The organism is Clostridium zeae (assembly GCF_017312485.1).
Classification (GTDB): Bacteria; Bacillota; Clostridia; order Clostridiales; family Clostridiaceae; genus Clostridium_AR; species Clostridium_AR zeae.
Window position 1 is genome coordinate 1253798 of the sequence record NZ_BMBA01000001.1, and the last position, 15155, is coordinate 1268952.

The 15155-nt window shown below is 31.6% G+C and carries 12 protein-coding genes and 1 riboswitch; of the genes, 5 read left to right on the top strand and 7 right to left on the bottom strand.

The annotated features are described in order from the left end of the window. Positions 1-60: 60 nt before the first annotated feature. Complete coding sequence (gene adhE, locus J3477_RS05840) at positions 61-2661, bottom strand: bifunctional acetaldehyde-CoA/alcohol dehydrogenase (RefSeq protein ID WP_206868692.1); 2601 nt, start codon at positions 2659-2661, stop codon at positions 61-63. A gap of 356 nt (positions 2662-3017) precedes the next feature. Here adhE and J3477_RS05845 point away from each other — a divergent pair, with 356 nt between their 5' ends. Further along, positions 3018-3503, top strand: coding sequence for an HD domain-containing protein (locus J3477_RS05845; RefSeq protein ID WP_371876569.1), 486 nt, complete (start codon positions 3018-3020; stop codon positions 3501-3503). A 58-nt stretch (positions 3504-3561) separates the two neighbouring features. Here J3477_RS05845 and J3477_RS05850 read toward each other — a convergent pair whose 3' ends face one another. The 3 genes from J3477_RS05850 to J3477_RS05860 all read right to left on the bottom strand — a co-directional run bounded on the left by J3477_RS05850 (position 3562) and on the right by J3477_RS05860 (position 5358). Continuing rightward, on the bottom strand, positions 3562-3951 hold the full coding sequence (locus tag J3477_RS05850; RefSeq protein WP_206868694.1) for a hypothetical protein: 390 nt from the start codon (positions 3949-3951) through the stop codon (positions 3562-3564). A 66-nt stretch (positions 3952-4017) separates the two neighbouring features. Next, entirely contained in the window at positions 4018-4746 is a 729-nt protein-coding gene (locus tag J3477_RS05855) for a PAS domain S-box protein (RefSeq protein WP_206868696.1), read from the bottom strand. A gap of 30 nt (positions 4747-4776) precedes the next feature. After that, a complete protein-coding gene (locus J3477_RS05860) occupies positions 4777-5358 on the bottom strand; it encodes a DUF1836 domain-containing protein (RefSeq protein ID WP_206868698.1) in 582 nt (193 codons plus the stop codon). 227 nt (positions 5359-5585) lie between these two features. Here J3477_RS05860 and trhA point away from each other — a divergent pair, with 227 nt between their 5' ends. After that, positions 5586-6233, top strand: coding sequence for a PAQR family membrane homeostasis protein TrhA (trhA, locus tag J3477_RS05865; protein ID WP_206868699.1), 648 nt, complete (start codon positions 5586-5588; stop codon positions 6231-6233). 233 nt (positions 6234-6466) lie between these two features. Here trhA and J3477_RS05870 read toward each other — a convergent pair whose 3' ends face one another. After that, positions 6467-7741, bottom strand: a complete 1275-nt coding sequence (locus J3477_RS05870) for a DL-endopeptidase inhibitor IseA family protein (protein WP_206868700.1) — start codon at positions 7739-7741, stop codon at positions 6467-6469. 289 nt (positions 7742-8030) lie between these two features. Here J3477_RS05870 and J3477_RS05875 point away from each other — a divergent pair, with 289 nt between their 5' ends. Both J3477_RS05875 and J3477_RS05880 read left to right on the top strand, forming a co-directional pair. Beyond that, positions 8031-9143, top strand: a complete 1113-nt coding sequence (locus tag J3477_RS05875) for a M20 metallopeptidase family protein (protein WP_206868701.1) — start codon at positions 8031-8033, stop codon at positions 9141-9143. Positions 9144-9174: 31 nt separating this feature from the next. Then, a complete protein-coding gene (locus J3477_RS05880) occupies positions 9175-9855 on the top strand; it encodes a DUF554 domain-containing protein (RefSeq protein WP_206868702.1) in 681 nt (226 codons plus the stop codon). A 189-nt stretch (positions 9856-10044) separates the two neighbouring features. Here the strand turns inward: J3477_RS05880 and J3477_RS05885 are convergent, their stop codons facing one another. Further along, complete coding sequence (locus J3477_RS05885) at positions 10045-11244, bottom strand: aspartate kinase (RefSeq protein WP_206868703.1); 1200 nt, start codon at positions 11242-11244, stop codon at positions 10045-10047. A 227-nt stretch (positions 11245-11471) separates the two neighbouring features. Next, positions 11472-11644, bottom strand: a riboswitch (Lysine riboswitch). A 354-nt stretch (positions 11645-11998) separates the two neighbouring features. Between J3477_RS05885 and dusA the strand changes: the two genes are divergently transcribed. Continuing rightward, a complete protein-coding gene (dusA, locus tag J3477_RS05890; RefSeq protein WP_206868704.1) occupies positions 11999-13024 on the top strand; it encodes a tRNA dihydrouridine(20/20a) synthase DusA in 1026 nt (341 codons plus the stop codon). Positions 13025-13096: 72 nt separating this feature from the next. On the opposite strand, the gene J3477_RS05895 is transcribed toward dusA, so the two are convergent. Next, positions 13097-14830 (bottom strand): ferredoxin hydrogenase, encoded by a 1734-nt coding sequence (locus J3477_RS05895; RefSeq protein ID WP_206868705.1) that lies wholly within the window; start codon positions 14828-14830, stop codon positions 13097-13099. Positions 14831-15155: the final 325 nt, after the last annotated feature.

A 15155-nucleotide genomic window follows, 5' to 3' on the forward strand; every position in this document is an offset into this window, starting at 1 on the left:
TGGTTATGCAGGAGATGCTGGATGGATAACCACTTAATTTCAACATGTTACTTACTAAATTCAAACTCCTATATTGTACCCCTCAAAAGCATTTATATACATCTGTCTAAGCTCTCCCATAAGTGGATATCTTGGATTTGCTCCAGTACATTGATCATCAAAAGCTTGCTCTACCATTTCATCTAATGAAGAGTAGAACTTTTCTTTAGAAACACCCCATTCTTCTATAGTTATTGGCATTCCAACTCTAGCCTTCAAATCATCTATAGCTCTTATAAGATTTTCAATTTTTTCTTCTTCATTGATCCCTCCAAGCTTTAAATAGTCAGCAATAACTGTATATCTCCATTTTGCATTTGGATACCTATATTGAGGAAATGCTGTTTGTTTTCTTGGATCATCTACTGCATTGAATCTTATAACTTCATCTATAAGCAATGCATTTGCTACCCCATGAGGTACATGATGCATTGATCCTAGCTTATGTGCCATTGAGTGGCATACTCCTAAAAATGCATTGGCAAAGGACATTCCTGCTATTGTAGCTGCATGTGCCATTTTTTCTCTTGCTTTTATATTAGTTGTACCTTCATTATAAGCCTGTGGTAGATACTTAAATATAAGTCTTATTGCTTCTAATGCTAAGCCGTTTGTATATTCTGACGCTAACACTGACACATAAGCTTCAATCGCATGAGTTAAGGCATCTATTCCAGATGCAGCTGTTAAACTTTTTGGCATATTCATCATAAGTTCAGCATCGATTATTGCCATATCTGGAGTAAGTTCATAATCTGCTAAAGGATATTTTATTCCTGTCTTTTCGTCTGTAATTACAGCAAATGGAGTTACTTCAGAACCAGTTCCTGCTGATGTTGGGATAGATACCATCATAGCTTTTTGTCCGAGCTCTGGGAATGTATATACTCTCTTTCTTATATCCATAAATCTCATTGCTAAATCCTCAAATCTTACCTCTGGATGTTCATACATAACCCACATTATCTTAGCGCAGTCCATAGGTGATCCACCACCTAACGCTATTATTACATCTGGCTTAAACTTATCCATTTGATCTGCTCCATTTTTAGCAGTAGCTAAAGTTGGATCTGGTTCTACATCATAAAACACTTTAAAGTCAACATGCCCTTCTTCCAAGACTTTTATAGCCATATCGGCATATCCTAAATCATATAAAACCTTATCAGTTACAATAAACGCCCTCTTTTTGCCTATGTCTACTAATTCTCTTAATGCTACAGCAAGAGATCCATACTTAAAGTATATTTTCTCTGGAACTCTGAACCAAAGCATATTTTCTCTCCTCTCTGCAACATTCTTTATATTCAACAAATGCTTTGGTCCAACATTTTCAGATACAGAGTTTCCTCCCCAAGATCCGCAACCTAAAGTTAAAGATGGCGCAAGTTTAAAATTGTAGATATCTCCAATTGCTCCTTGTGATGCAGGCATATTTACTATTGTCCTAGCGGTCTTCATAGCTGCACCAAACTTTCCTATTCTTTCTGCATTTCTTGACTGATCTGTGTATAATACCGACGTATGCCCAAATCCCCCTAGTTCAACTAATCTTGAAGCTTTGACCAAAGCTTCATCAAAGCTTTTAACACAATACATCGCTAATACCGGTGAAAGTTTTTCATGAGAGAACGGTTCTTCTAGTTCAACTGATTCTACCTCTCCAACTAATACCTTTGAATATCTTGGCACTTCAATACCTGCCAATTCTGCAATCTTATATGCTGACTGTCCTACTATGTCAGAGTTAAGTCCTCCTTTTTCATTTAGTATAACTTTTCCTACTTTTTCTCTTTCTTCTTCATCTAATATATAAGCTCCTCTGTCATGAAGCTCTTTTCTAACTTCATCATATACTTTTTCTAGAACAACTAAAGCTTGCTCTGATGCACAGATCATTCCATTATCAAAAGTCTTTGATAAAAGTATTGAGCTTACTGCGGTCTTTATATGAGCACTTTCATCAATAATTACAGGAGTATTACCTGAACCAACTCCTAAAGCTGGCTTTCCTGACGAATAAGCAGCTTTTACCATAGCCGGTCCTCCAGTTGCAAGTATTATGTCTGCCTCTCTCATGACCATCTGTGATAGTTCAACTGAAGGCTCATCAATCCATCCTATTATATCTTCTGGTGCTCCTGCTTTAACCGCCGCATCTAACACTATCTTTGCAGCTGCTATAGTTGAAGCCTTTGCTCTAGGATGAGGTGAAAATATTATTCCATTTCTTGTTTTCAGTGAGATCAGTGCTTTAAAGATAGCCGTCGAAGTTGGATTAGTTGTTGGAATTATAGCCGCTACTACTCCAATTGGCTCTGCCACTCTTGCTATTCCAAATGATTCATCATAATCTAATAATCCACAGGTTCTATCATTCTTATATTTATTATATATGTATTCAGATGCAAAATGATTTTTTATAACTTTATCTTCTACTACTCCCATACCAGTTTCTTCAGCAGCTAATTTTGCAAGAACTATTCTAGCATTGTTTGCGGCCATTGCTGCCTGCCTAAATATTTCATCAACCTGTTCTTGGGTATATGCTGAGTAAATCCTTTGTGCTTCCCTTACTTTTGATATTCTCTTGCTCAATTCTTCAGAATTGGTTACTTTCATTTAAATTCCTCCTTTTATTTACGCAATACTAAGCCTCATCCGCCTTTTTATCATCATATCGACGTGATTTTGTTCTTATTATTCTCAATATGTATGCAGGAATATTCTAGGTTAAAAAAATATGCAATAGACTTTCAAAACTGCAACGTATAGTTAAACTTTAATGTTTGTTAATATAGAAAAACCCTTAATACTTAGTTATACTATTTATAAGTAAGTGTTTTTTTGAAGCAGTATCAAATTCCTAAAATAAAACTTACGGTACTGACTTAATCAATATAAATTTATTTCAAGTTTTCAGATTAAAGTGTTTCATCTATACAAGTATATTAATGTTAAAAATAGGAGGCATATATATGATAATTTCTAATATTGCTAATATAATGATCAAATACTTTGAAGGCGATATCAAAAGAATAAATCACGCATTAAAAGTACATTCCTTCGCTAAAATTATTGGAGAGCTAGAACAAGTATCTAAAGATGACCTTTTTATTTTAGAAATTTCTGCAATTCTGCATGATATAGGCATTAAGGTAAGTGAACAAAAATACAATTCATCAAATGGTAAGTATCAAGAAATAGAGGGCCCCCCTGTAGCAAAAGAACTATTAGGCAATTTACATCTAAATTCATCTATAGTTGATAGAGTTTGCTACCTTATAGGTAATCATCATAGTTATGATAAAATAGATTCTGTAGACTTTCAAATTTTAGTGGAAGCTGATTTTTTAGTTAACATATATGAAGATGAAATACCAAAAGACAATATTGCTGTAATAGAAGAAAAGATCTTCAGAACCTCTTCCGGTAAGGAGCTTCTTGAATCTATTTATATGTAAGTCTAGAAAACCAAAAGGTAGGAATCCATTTTATTTTGAATTCCTACCTTTTTATTTTCTAGAATAACCTAATATTATGTTTGCGGAGCATATATTCTTTAAATTCCTCATCGCAATCACACTTACCATCACAAGAAAAACAATGATTTTTTAAACTAGTCATAATAGACTTTCTAATATCTTCAGGTTTTTTTATTTGTGAAGCTGTAAGCTTTTCTACCACTTCAATGCCTAATAAAGTAGCCAACGGTATAAACACCATATTTATTGATTCTTTAAAATTTAAGTACAACCCTACCGTCCCTACAAATACTATAGTTGAGTACATGACTACTCTAATTCTTCTCATATCATTTGATAATTTAAGTGATTTTATTAAATCTTCTGCATTTTTTCTGCCAGTAAAACTCATATGTTGATAAAATGATTGTGTTTTTATATCCTCCATACTAACCCTCTTTTATCGCTTTACTGTAAATGTATGCTTAATCTTACCAAGGCATTCTAAAAATCATTACTTATGCTTTCCCGTTACATCCCTACATACTCCAAAAACTCCAATTAACTCTCCGAACATATTATATTCGGGTATTGAATAATCTTCAATATAATGAAATACCCCATTCTTATCTCTCCACCTTGTTATAATGGGTTTCGAATAATCAGCATTTCCTTCCGCTTTATCATTCAACTCTTTAATATAATCTGGATGGGCGGTACTAAAAACCAATTCCGGATCATTATAATAATCTTCTGGAGTATATCCAAGCACCTTCTCAATAGATTTACTTATGTATTCAAATCCTTTAGGTTGTACTCTAAAATAATATATTATATCCTTTGAATTATCTAATATTTTTGTTAATAACTGATGTCTATGTTCTAAGTCTTTTTCTTTTGTCACATTTATAATCGAACCATAATATCCTTTATGTATTTCCTCAATATAATGAGATCTATATAATATATTTATATGTGTAATGACTTTATTTTTCGTTAAAACTGGCATAGATATGGTGTTTTCTTTACCCGCCACTTCTTTAAATTGTATTAGTACCTTTTGTTCTCCTATAATATCAGAGAGATTTTTTCCAATCAATTCTTCAGCTTTTTGTTCTAATAAGGCCTCAATTCCATCTTCTATATATATAATTCTACTCATTTGATCTGCAACAAAATAAAACTCTCTTTTTACCATATTAAAGTTTATATCTGAAAAATCATCACCCAAGTAACTTTTCATGGAATCCCTCCATAAGCATGATTGTATTATTTATTTTTCTTTCGTATCCAAAAAAAACTTATCAATTAACTTTTCTGCAATTTTTCTATAACCATTTGCCATATCAATTATGGAAAGAATATATAACAGGACATCCCCATCTTCATCCTTAACTTCTTTTAACTTTTGCTCTGCTGAAGCTTTTATTTCTTCAGAATTATTATTTTTTATTAACAAGTACTTATTATATAATGAATCTAAATCAACTAGTTCATTATTTTCTATCTTATCAACTATAGGTTTTAGTATATTCTTAATATCATTAATAGCTAAGCTTTGCTTTAAATTATAAATAATAATCATAAGAATTACATGATCTCTAGTATATTTTTTTTTCTTTGCTGCCATAAGTAACTTATCTTTAGTATAATTATTTATCATTGTTTTAGTAAGTAATTTATCTTCCACACTTCTTTTGGTTTCAAATAGATTGCTTTCAAATAGTGTTATTACTTGGTCCATATATAAATCCAAATTAGGTATTTGCTCAGGTTGTATTTCATTATTAAAATGTAAATCCTCAAAGATCATTTTCAGGATATTTGAATCTAATTCCAAATCTACGTTATTCATATTTTCCTCCCTAGTTTTCAAATGCAATAAGTAGTTTTCAAAACCACTTATTTTAATATTAATAGAAAATACTAGATAATACAAGAATTTTATAGTTATGATGAATAAATATTGTAATTTCATTTATAATAAATATTGCACAAACAACCCACTATGTCGTATACTGTAATAAAGATAACAAGTAGTTATACAAACCACTTCATAGAATATTTATAGGAGTTGATATTATGATAAAATATATAAGAGAGCCAGTTAATAGTTTAACTCATTTTTTTGGTGCTATAGCATCTTTAGTCGGACTAGTTTTTATGATTTTGAAAGTAATTGATGCAAATGACTCTTTACCTTCAAGACTAACAGGAGCCATTATTTTTGGACTATCTTTAATTTTTTTATATAGTGCAAGTTCCATATATCACTGGTCAAAATCTTCTTCAAATAGACTGCTTATTCTAAGAAAATTTGATCACGCAATGATTTTTGTACTCATTGCAGGTACTTATACACCTATATGTTTAGGAGTTCTAGACGGATTTTTAAAAGTATTTGTTCTATCCACTGTATGGACTTTAGCAATCGCAGGAATCTTTCTAAAGATATTTTGGTTCGACTGCCCAAGATGGCTATATACAGCATTTTACATAATAATGGGTTGGCTGGCTTTAACCTTCAGTGCACCTTTATATAGAACACTATTAATGCCTGGTTTCATTTGGCTCATAATTGGCGGAGTATTATATACCGTTGGAGGAGTAATTTACGCGTTAAAATCTCCAAATATATCTTCAAAATTTGGATTTCATGAATTATTTCATATATTCGTTTTATTAGGAAGTTTAAGTCATTTTTATCTAATTTATGCTTTTATTTTATAATTTGAAGGTATTTTTCTAAAAATTATTTTGTTAATTTTACACTTTCCTTCGATTATTTTTTAGTAATCTCATACTTAAAAAAAGTTTCACATATACTTTTAGTTATCTTATACGTAAAGAACTCACTGAAGAGATTTTCTTCAGTGAGTTCTTTACGTATAAGCCTTTTCTAATGCATATATGTTTAGCTTAAAGTGATACAACTATAACAAAATCATATTAATTTACAGTGCTTATTTTATCAATAATGTTCCGTCGTTAATCTTCCAAGCATTATCTTCATATACTAGCTCTACATTACAAACATCTGAAACATCTCCATCTACATATTCCACTCTGGCATTAATCTTATTTGACCCTTGATCACTGCTTAGCACCTTTGTAAAAGTTTCCCCATTACTTAGTCCTTGACCAAAAAGAACATACTTCTTTCCATCACTTTCTTTAAAAAAACTTCTAACATGATTATTAACAAAAGCCTTCGAAAAGTATTGATTAAATGACTTAATTTCATTCTCTACATTTATATTCTGATCTTTGATAACCGCATAACTTAAACTATCTATAGTAATAGTTTGGCTACTATCTCCTATTCCCATCAGTTTGCTAATCTCAAAGTTTCTTCCTACTATTAATTTACTTAAGATTTCCTCGTCTTTTAACGATTTTACAATTGCAGTAGTATCAACTGATTTTTTTGTATCCTTTGCCGCAATATTATTTCCTGTATCCTTATTTTCCTTTATTGCAACTTGTGAATTGTCATTTGTATCTATTTTCTCTTCTTTAACAGCTATTGGCTTTAGATTCTTATCAAATTTATACCAAGTGAGTTTTTTGTCATCATTTACCTGAGGTATTTCTAATACGCCATCTTCATTAACATCTTGAGCATATTTTTTTAATCCACTTACAGTACTATTTATAAGTCTTTCAAGCTTTCCTTTATTCATTATATAAACATCGATATTTGAATCTTTAGATACAGCCGAGTTGTCTATTAGTCCGTAAGTCTCATCATTTATTTTTCCTACTACCAGTTCACCTGGAAATGCAGGGTTAGACGGAGCTACACTATCACTTAAATCCTGATATTTGTCTTTCTTATATTGATAAACCTTCAAAGAAGATTTTTTTTCTCCCTTACTATTATAAGGAATAATATATATTTCAGGAATCTTGTCATTATCTAAATCCCCAAAAGCATATCCATCTTTATTCATATCCACAACGGTTGTCCACGATTTATCTTTAGCAAACTTTTCTTTTATAAAATTCAGCATAAGTTCATCTAATTTACCAAACTCTTTAGCTTCCCCTCCAGCAGCTATAAACTCAGCATATTTTGATACTGATTCTGGATATTTCTTTTCAGAATAAACCTTATTTAATTGATTTAATATATCCTCTTTATTAGTTTTATTATTATCATTACTCTTAGTGCATCCGAATAATGATAAACTAATAATTAGAAATAAAGTTAATGTTAAAATTAATTTCTTAGTCATGCTATTCCTCCGTTTTATTATGTTGTTATAACTCCAATTATTAATTTATTAAAGTAGAAAAATCCTATAATACTAGGATTTTCCAATAAATATAAGTATGAGTTCGCTTAATAATATTCTTACATTTTCAACTATAAAATTATAGCACACTGAAACATTTCCTTACATCACTGTAAAAATTCATTTTTGCTCAATTTGGACACTTTTTTATATTTAATTGACATAAGTCTCTTATTTTCATATCCTTATAATAAATACTAATTTTATTTTAGAAAAGAGGGTTGATTATATGGATATTATTAAAAAAGTAATAGAAGAAAACTTAGAAGAAGTAATTAGTATGTGGCATAAACTTCATGCTACTCCTGAGCTTTCATTTGAGGAATATAAAACACAAGAGCTACTTCTTGAATTTTTAAACTCTATGGGTTATGAGAGTAAGAAGATTGCTAAAACAGGATTAGTTGCGATACTAGGAGATGACTCCAAGGCAATTGGCATAAGGACAGACATAGATGCTATAAACGTTGCTGGTCCTCGTCACTCCTGCGGACACGATTTTCATATGTCAACAGTATTAGGTACTGCCCTAGTCTTAAAGAAATTAGGTGTAAAAAAAACAGTGAAATTCTTATTTCAGCCTGCAGAAGAAGCAATTGGCGGTGCAAAGGTTATGATTGAGGAAGGTGTTCTAAAGAATCCTGAAGTAACTGAAATGATTGGCTTTCATGTATGGCCAAAGGTTCCTGTGGGAACAATTGAAGTTTCACCTGGCCCATCTATGGCTTCAGTTGATGATTTTATCATTACATTTAAAGGAAAAGGTGGTCATGCAGCAATGCCTTATATTTGTATAAATCCATTATACCCAGCAATGGATTTTATAAATACCATGACTATAAAAACAAAAATAGAAAACAATCCATTAAATCCTCACATTCTTACATTCACTACTTTGCAATGCGGTACAGTAGGAAATGTTATAGCCGAGGAAGCAGTGGTTAAAGGAACGGTAAGAACCTTTGATATGGATTTTAAAAAGAAACTTCAAAATCAAATTTTAGCTGAAGCTGAAGAAATAGGAAAAAAATATAGTTGTTCAGTATCATCCCATTACAATGTATATTATCCACCAGTTATAAGTGATAAGACTTTAACAGAGAAATTTACTAAGATTAGTAAAAAAGCCCTAGGTGAAAATAATGTTATGCCATTAGAAAAAACTTTTACAGCAGAGGATTTTTCTTTCTATTGCGAGAAAGTTCCATCAGTACATTTTAGACTTGGAATCTCAGATGGTACTAAAGGCGAAGCACCACTACATTCACCTAATTTTAACGGATCATTTGAGGCATTGTATTATGGTATATATACTCTTGTAAACTATGTTTTAAACGCGTAATCAAATTTTAATTTTATTGGGGGGAAAAGTTTTGTTAGGTACTTTAGTAAACTTTGGGGCTATAGTCATTGGAGGCATATTGGGATTACTCTTAAAAGGAGGAATTCCAGAAAAATTAAGCAAAACTATTATGAATGGTCTTGCTTTGTGTGTTTTGTATATAGGTATTTCTGGTACCTTAAAAGGAGATAATCCACTATTAATAATTATATCAATTGCAGTGGGAGCTTTAATTGGTGAGCTTATTGATATAGATAACTTACTAAGTAAATTCGGGGTATTCATTGAGGAAAAGTTTAATAAAATGACTAAAAATTCCCCTATTGCTGAAGGTTTTGTCACTTCATCCTTATTATTTTGTGTTGGAGCTATGGCAATAGTTGGTTCCCTACAAAGTGGTCTTGAGGGCAATCATACCGTATTGTTTAATAAGTCCATTCTAGATGGTATTTCATCAATAGTTTTTGCTTCAACACTTGGTATTGGTGTTATATTTTCTGCCTTTGCAGTATTAATATATCAAGGAGCAATAACACTACTTGCTACACTTATTCAAGGAATCTTAACAACTACAGTGATAAACAGCATGACGGCAGTAGGAAGTTTGCTTATTATTGGTTTAAGCTTTAATATGCTAGGTATTACTAAAATTAAGGTAGCGAACCTACTTCCTGCTATAATAATACCTATGATATATTCTTTTTTTGCATAGTTAAAGACTTCTATTAGTATCTAATTTAGAAAACAAGCAGTATAACTTTCTATTCATCTATAAAGTTATACCGCTAAATATAAATCTGTGAAAAAAATCGCTGAAGTAGCTTTCTTCAGTGATTTTTTTGTGCATCTACCTTTACTGTAAAAAAATCAGCTTACATAATACTTGTAAGCTGACTTTATATTATAAATTAAAATGCTTAGCTGCTGTTTCAATAGCTTTAAGCTTGTACTCTTGCTTTATCGCACAGGTAATTCTGATTTCAGAGGTTGTTATCATCTTAACTTCTATATTAGCTTCAGAAAACACCTTGAATAGTCTTGCCGCAACCCCAGTAGTATTTTTCATACCTAACCCTACTAGTGAAAACTTTGTTATATCTTCATCAATTAGTATATTGTCTTTGCTTGAAAAATCAGTCAGTATTTCCATGCACTCCTTTATTTCATTCTTAGGTATTGTGAATGATACATTTACTAAATTATCCATCGGAGCTGTTTGAGATATCATATCTATATTAATTTTTCTATTTGCAATAGCTTCAAATAAATCTGATAAAATATTTATATTAGAAGATAAGTTTTGTACCGTTACCGATACATCCTCATCGCTAGTTGCAAGACCTGTTACTGGTTTACTCTCTAAATTCATATCCTTTACCCCCTTAATTACTGTTCCTTTAATATCACTACAACTGAGTCCTACATATATAGGAATGTCATACTTTTGTGCGAGTTCAACACTTCTAGAATGCATTACTTGAGCACCAAGACTAGCAAGCTCAAGCATCTCTTCATAATCTATAAAATCAAGTTTCTTTGCTTCCTTAAACTTTCTTGGATCGCAGCTATATATACCATCTACATCAGTATATATTTCACAGTCTCCTTTAAGCTTTACAGCCAGTGCCACTGCTGAAGTATCAGAACCACCTCTTCCAAGGGTTGTAATGTCCCCAATTTCATTTACTCCTTGAAAGCCTGCAACAATAACAATCTTTCCTTCGTTAAGACTACTTTCTATCTTCTTTACATCAATATCATCAATTAGAGACTTTCCATAAATACCTGAAGTCTTTATTCCGATTTGATATGCTGTATAGCTTATAGCATCATATCCTTTACTCTTTAACGCCATAGCTAAAAGTGAAGCGGAAATAATTTCACCTGTTGAAATTAACGCATCCATCTCTCTTTTGTCAGGATTGTCGCTAACTGACATTGCAAGATTAATTAAATCATCAGTAGTATCCCCCATAGCTGAAACTACTGCAACTACGTTATTCCCTGCATTTTTCTTTTTGATAAGTTTATCTGCTACTTTTTGAATTTTTTCAGCAGTAGCCACTGAACTTCCACCATATTTCTGTACTATTGTCTTCAACTAGAAGCCCCCTTTTTATAAAATTTCCCCAAGGCTGTTGCTGCTTAAATTATTATTTTCTACAAGTATTCTTTACACATCATTAGAAACAATCAATATTTATTATATGAAATGTATTATAAATCATTTTTTAAAAAGAATCTCATATTTGGCTTCAATAAAATAAATGCAGCCAAGGTACACCTTAGCTGCATAAAAACACAAAAATATTAAATACGCATCTCGTGTCACCTTGTAGCTCTCCACTTATAAATTTAAGTGACAACTATACATATCTTATACGCATAGCCAGAGAATATATTTGCTGTACACTCTCTTCGGCTGTTGCTCCTTTCTTCATGAATCATCGCCTACCAGCTACTCATGAGTACTTTTAACATCCAGCACCTCTACCCTAGGTTTCTTTAGATAATATTAAGTTCACTTTATGCTAACATATTATCAAAAACTTTTCAATACCTAAATTAAACATATTAAAATATTTTTCTCATTAAAGATATTTCTAGGCTTTGTATACATAAGGAATATTTATTCATTAATTGTATATTAATCGTAACATAATCTGTTAAGTCTTATAATATATTCATACACCGCCAATTGATTTTAAATTTATAAAATAATTAGATTGCATTTTTGGCTAACTCTTATTTATAATAATTATTAATTGATGATGATTACTATAGATGTGCCACTTAATTTCACCGCGGCGCTTAGCAGCATTAAACATTTAGATATATTACTTAGGAGAATATATATGAACAATACTTTTAACCACTTAATAAGCATTGCACCAATGGTCGATAAGACAGATAGGCATTTCAGATACTTTGCTAGACTATTAACTAAAAAGACTTTACTATATACTGAAATGATTACAGCTCAAGCAATAATAAATGGAGATAAAAAAAAGCTCTTAGATTTTAATCCTTTTGAAAACCCAATAGCTCTACAAATCGCAGGATCTAATCCTGAAGAGTTATATAAGGCAGTGAAAATAGCAGAAGAATGGAATTACGATGAGATAAACTTAAACGCAGGCTGCCCTTCAGATAAAGTTTCAGGAAATATGATGGGTGCATCACTTATGGCTTATCCCGAGTTAATAGCTGAAATGATTTCTTCAATGAAGAGTGCAACTAAAAAGCCTGTTACAGTAAAACATAGAATAGGAATTAGTAGTTCTAAAGTTATTTCTTCCTTTATGCCTTATGGATCCTTTAATGATTTCAACCATCTTTCAGACTTCATGAGCATAATAAATAAGGCAGCTCCAGATAGAAATATACTACATGCTAGAATAGCTATTTTAGAAGGCTTAAGTCCTAAGGAAAATAGAGAGATTCCCCCTCTGGACTACGCCATGGTATATACTATAAAAAAAGAGTTTCCAAATTCTATTATTGAGATAAATGGAGGAATCAAAACCTTGGATGACATACACCACCATTTAACACATGTAGATAGTGTTATGATTGGAAGAGAAGCATATTCAAACCCTGCTTTTATAGCTAGATTTGACTCTTTCTACGATTCTAAACCTACAGGACAATTGACAAGAAGAGCTATTATCGAAGGTTTCATACCATACATCAAGGACTTAGAAATCAAAGGGGAAAATACTCACTTAGCTTTATCACACATACTAGGTTTATTCCAAAATCAATCCGGTAGTACTATGTGGAAGAGATTGATTTCAACACCTTCAAATGGAACTAAAAGTAGTCTATTAAGTGATGCTTTAGCTTCTTTACCACAAGATGTACTAGATAAAGAGCTATGATATTTAAATTTTCAATTTACTTATACATTAAAAAAAGAGTTTGAGAAATCTCAAACTCTTTTATCAATCATCTTACTTTGTTTTAGGTGTATATTTGTGGTGTAGTAAATGATGTGCTCTACCTTCACCTGGAGTTCCCATATAAGTTTCATACATCTTTAATAATGCAGCATTTTCATGAGACTTTCTCTTTGCCATACCCTTATCTTGATTGTAAAGTACAGATGCTCTTACTGTCTTTATATCTACTGTTTCTAATGTAGCTGAGTTAACATGAGGTTGTCCACCACCATTTACACAACCACCTTCACAGGCCATAACTTCGATAAAGTGGTATTCCTTTTCTTTCATTCTGTTAGAGTTCATAAATTCGAATAAATTAGCAGATCCATTTACAACAGCAATGTTATAGTTGTTTCCACCTATTTCAACTGTAGCTTCCTTTATTCCATTTAAGCCTCTTACTATTTCGTAATCAACATTTTCAAGATCTTTCTTTTCAACAAAGTCTTTAGCAGTTCTTAATGCTGCTTCCATAACTCCGCCTGTTGCTCCGAATATAGTACCAGCACCAGTGTATTCACCCATAGCTGGATCAGCTATACCATCTTCTAGAGCTGCAAAATTCATTTTAACTTCTTTGATCATCTTAGCAATTTCTCTTACAGTTAAAACTGCATCAATCTGTCTAAGTCCGTTGATTTCCATTTCTGGTCTATCAGCTTCAGCCTTCTTTGAAGTACATGGCATAACTGTTACAGTAAATACATTCTTAGGATCTAATCCTGCTATTTCTGGATAGTATGTTTTAGTTGCTGTACCAAATATTTGTTGTGGTGACTTAGCTGATGAAAGATTTCCAAGCATTTCTGGGAAATAGTTCTCAACTTGTCTAACCCAACCTGGGCAGCAAGAAGTAAACATTGGGAATGGTCCATTTGCTTCTATTCTTTGAATTAATTCTGTAGCTTCTTCCATGATAGTCATGTCAGCTCCAAAGTTTATATCAAAAATTTTATCAAAACCTAAATTTCTTAAAGCCGTATAAGCTTTTCCTGTTACATCTACTCCAAATCCCATATTGAATAATTCACCTAAAGAAGTTCTTACAGATGGAGCCATAGCAACTATTACGTGCTTTTCTGGATCAGCTAAAGCTTCTTTAACTCTATCAATATGAAGTTTTTCTGACAATGCATCTACTGGGCAAGCTATAATACATTGTCCACATAATAAGCAATTAGTATCATCAAAGCACTTACCGCTTTCATTTCCTATAACCTTTTGTCCATCTTTTTCAACAAACTTTATTGAGCTTGTTCCAGTCTTCTTCTCACACTTAGCAACACATCTACCGCAAAGTACACATTTAGTTCTGTCAATTACAAGTGAAGCACTTCTATCATCAACGTATTCTGACTTATCAGCCACTACGAATGGTTTAGACGCTTTCGCTTTAGTTTTAATTACTAACTTTAAGAATTCACAGTTTTCTCTTCTCTTACAAGGTCCACACTTGAATTCATGTCTATCAAGCATAGTTGACACTCTTTCTTTTACGTGGTTTTGTACTCTTTCAGAATTAGTTGTTATAACCATTCCGTCTTCTACATATGTATTGCAAGAAGTTGCTAGTTCATCTCTTCCTTCGATTTCAACTACACACACTCCACAGTTACCAACATCGTTACAATCTTTTAAAAAGCAAAGTGTTGATATATCTATTCCGTTATCTCTAGCAAGTTTTAGGATTGTCATATCTTCATTTACTTGTACAGCATTACCGTTTAATATTATATTTTTCATTCTTTCACCTCTGATTAAAATATCATTTGAATAAATGCGACTTTTAGTAAGGCTTTGCCTTACATCTTGTACTTCTTATAATCAAAATCATAATGTGCATTTATATTTTAGCAGATTGTTAAAGAAAATCCTATGTAATATTTTAAATTAAATTTATTTTTTTCTCATAAAAACGTTTACAACGATGGTGTTATGAAAAATTTTTGTTTTTATCAAAAAAACCTATGTTTTTTTGATAATTTAATTAGTCTGAAAATTGGAAAATTAGCCTAATAACTTCACTCAGTTAAAGTTTAGCAATTTTGTCGGAATTGTCAATACAAAA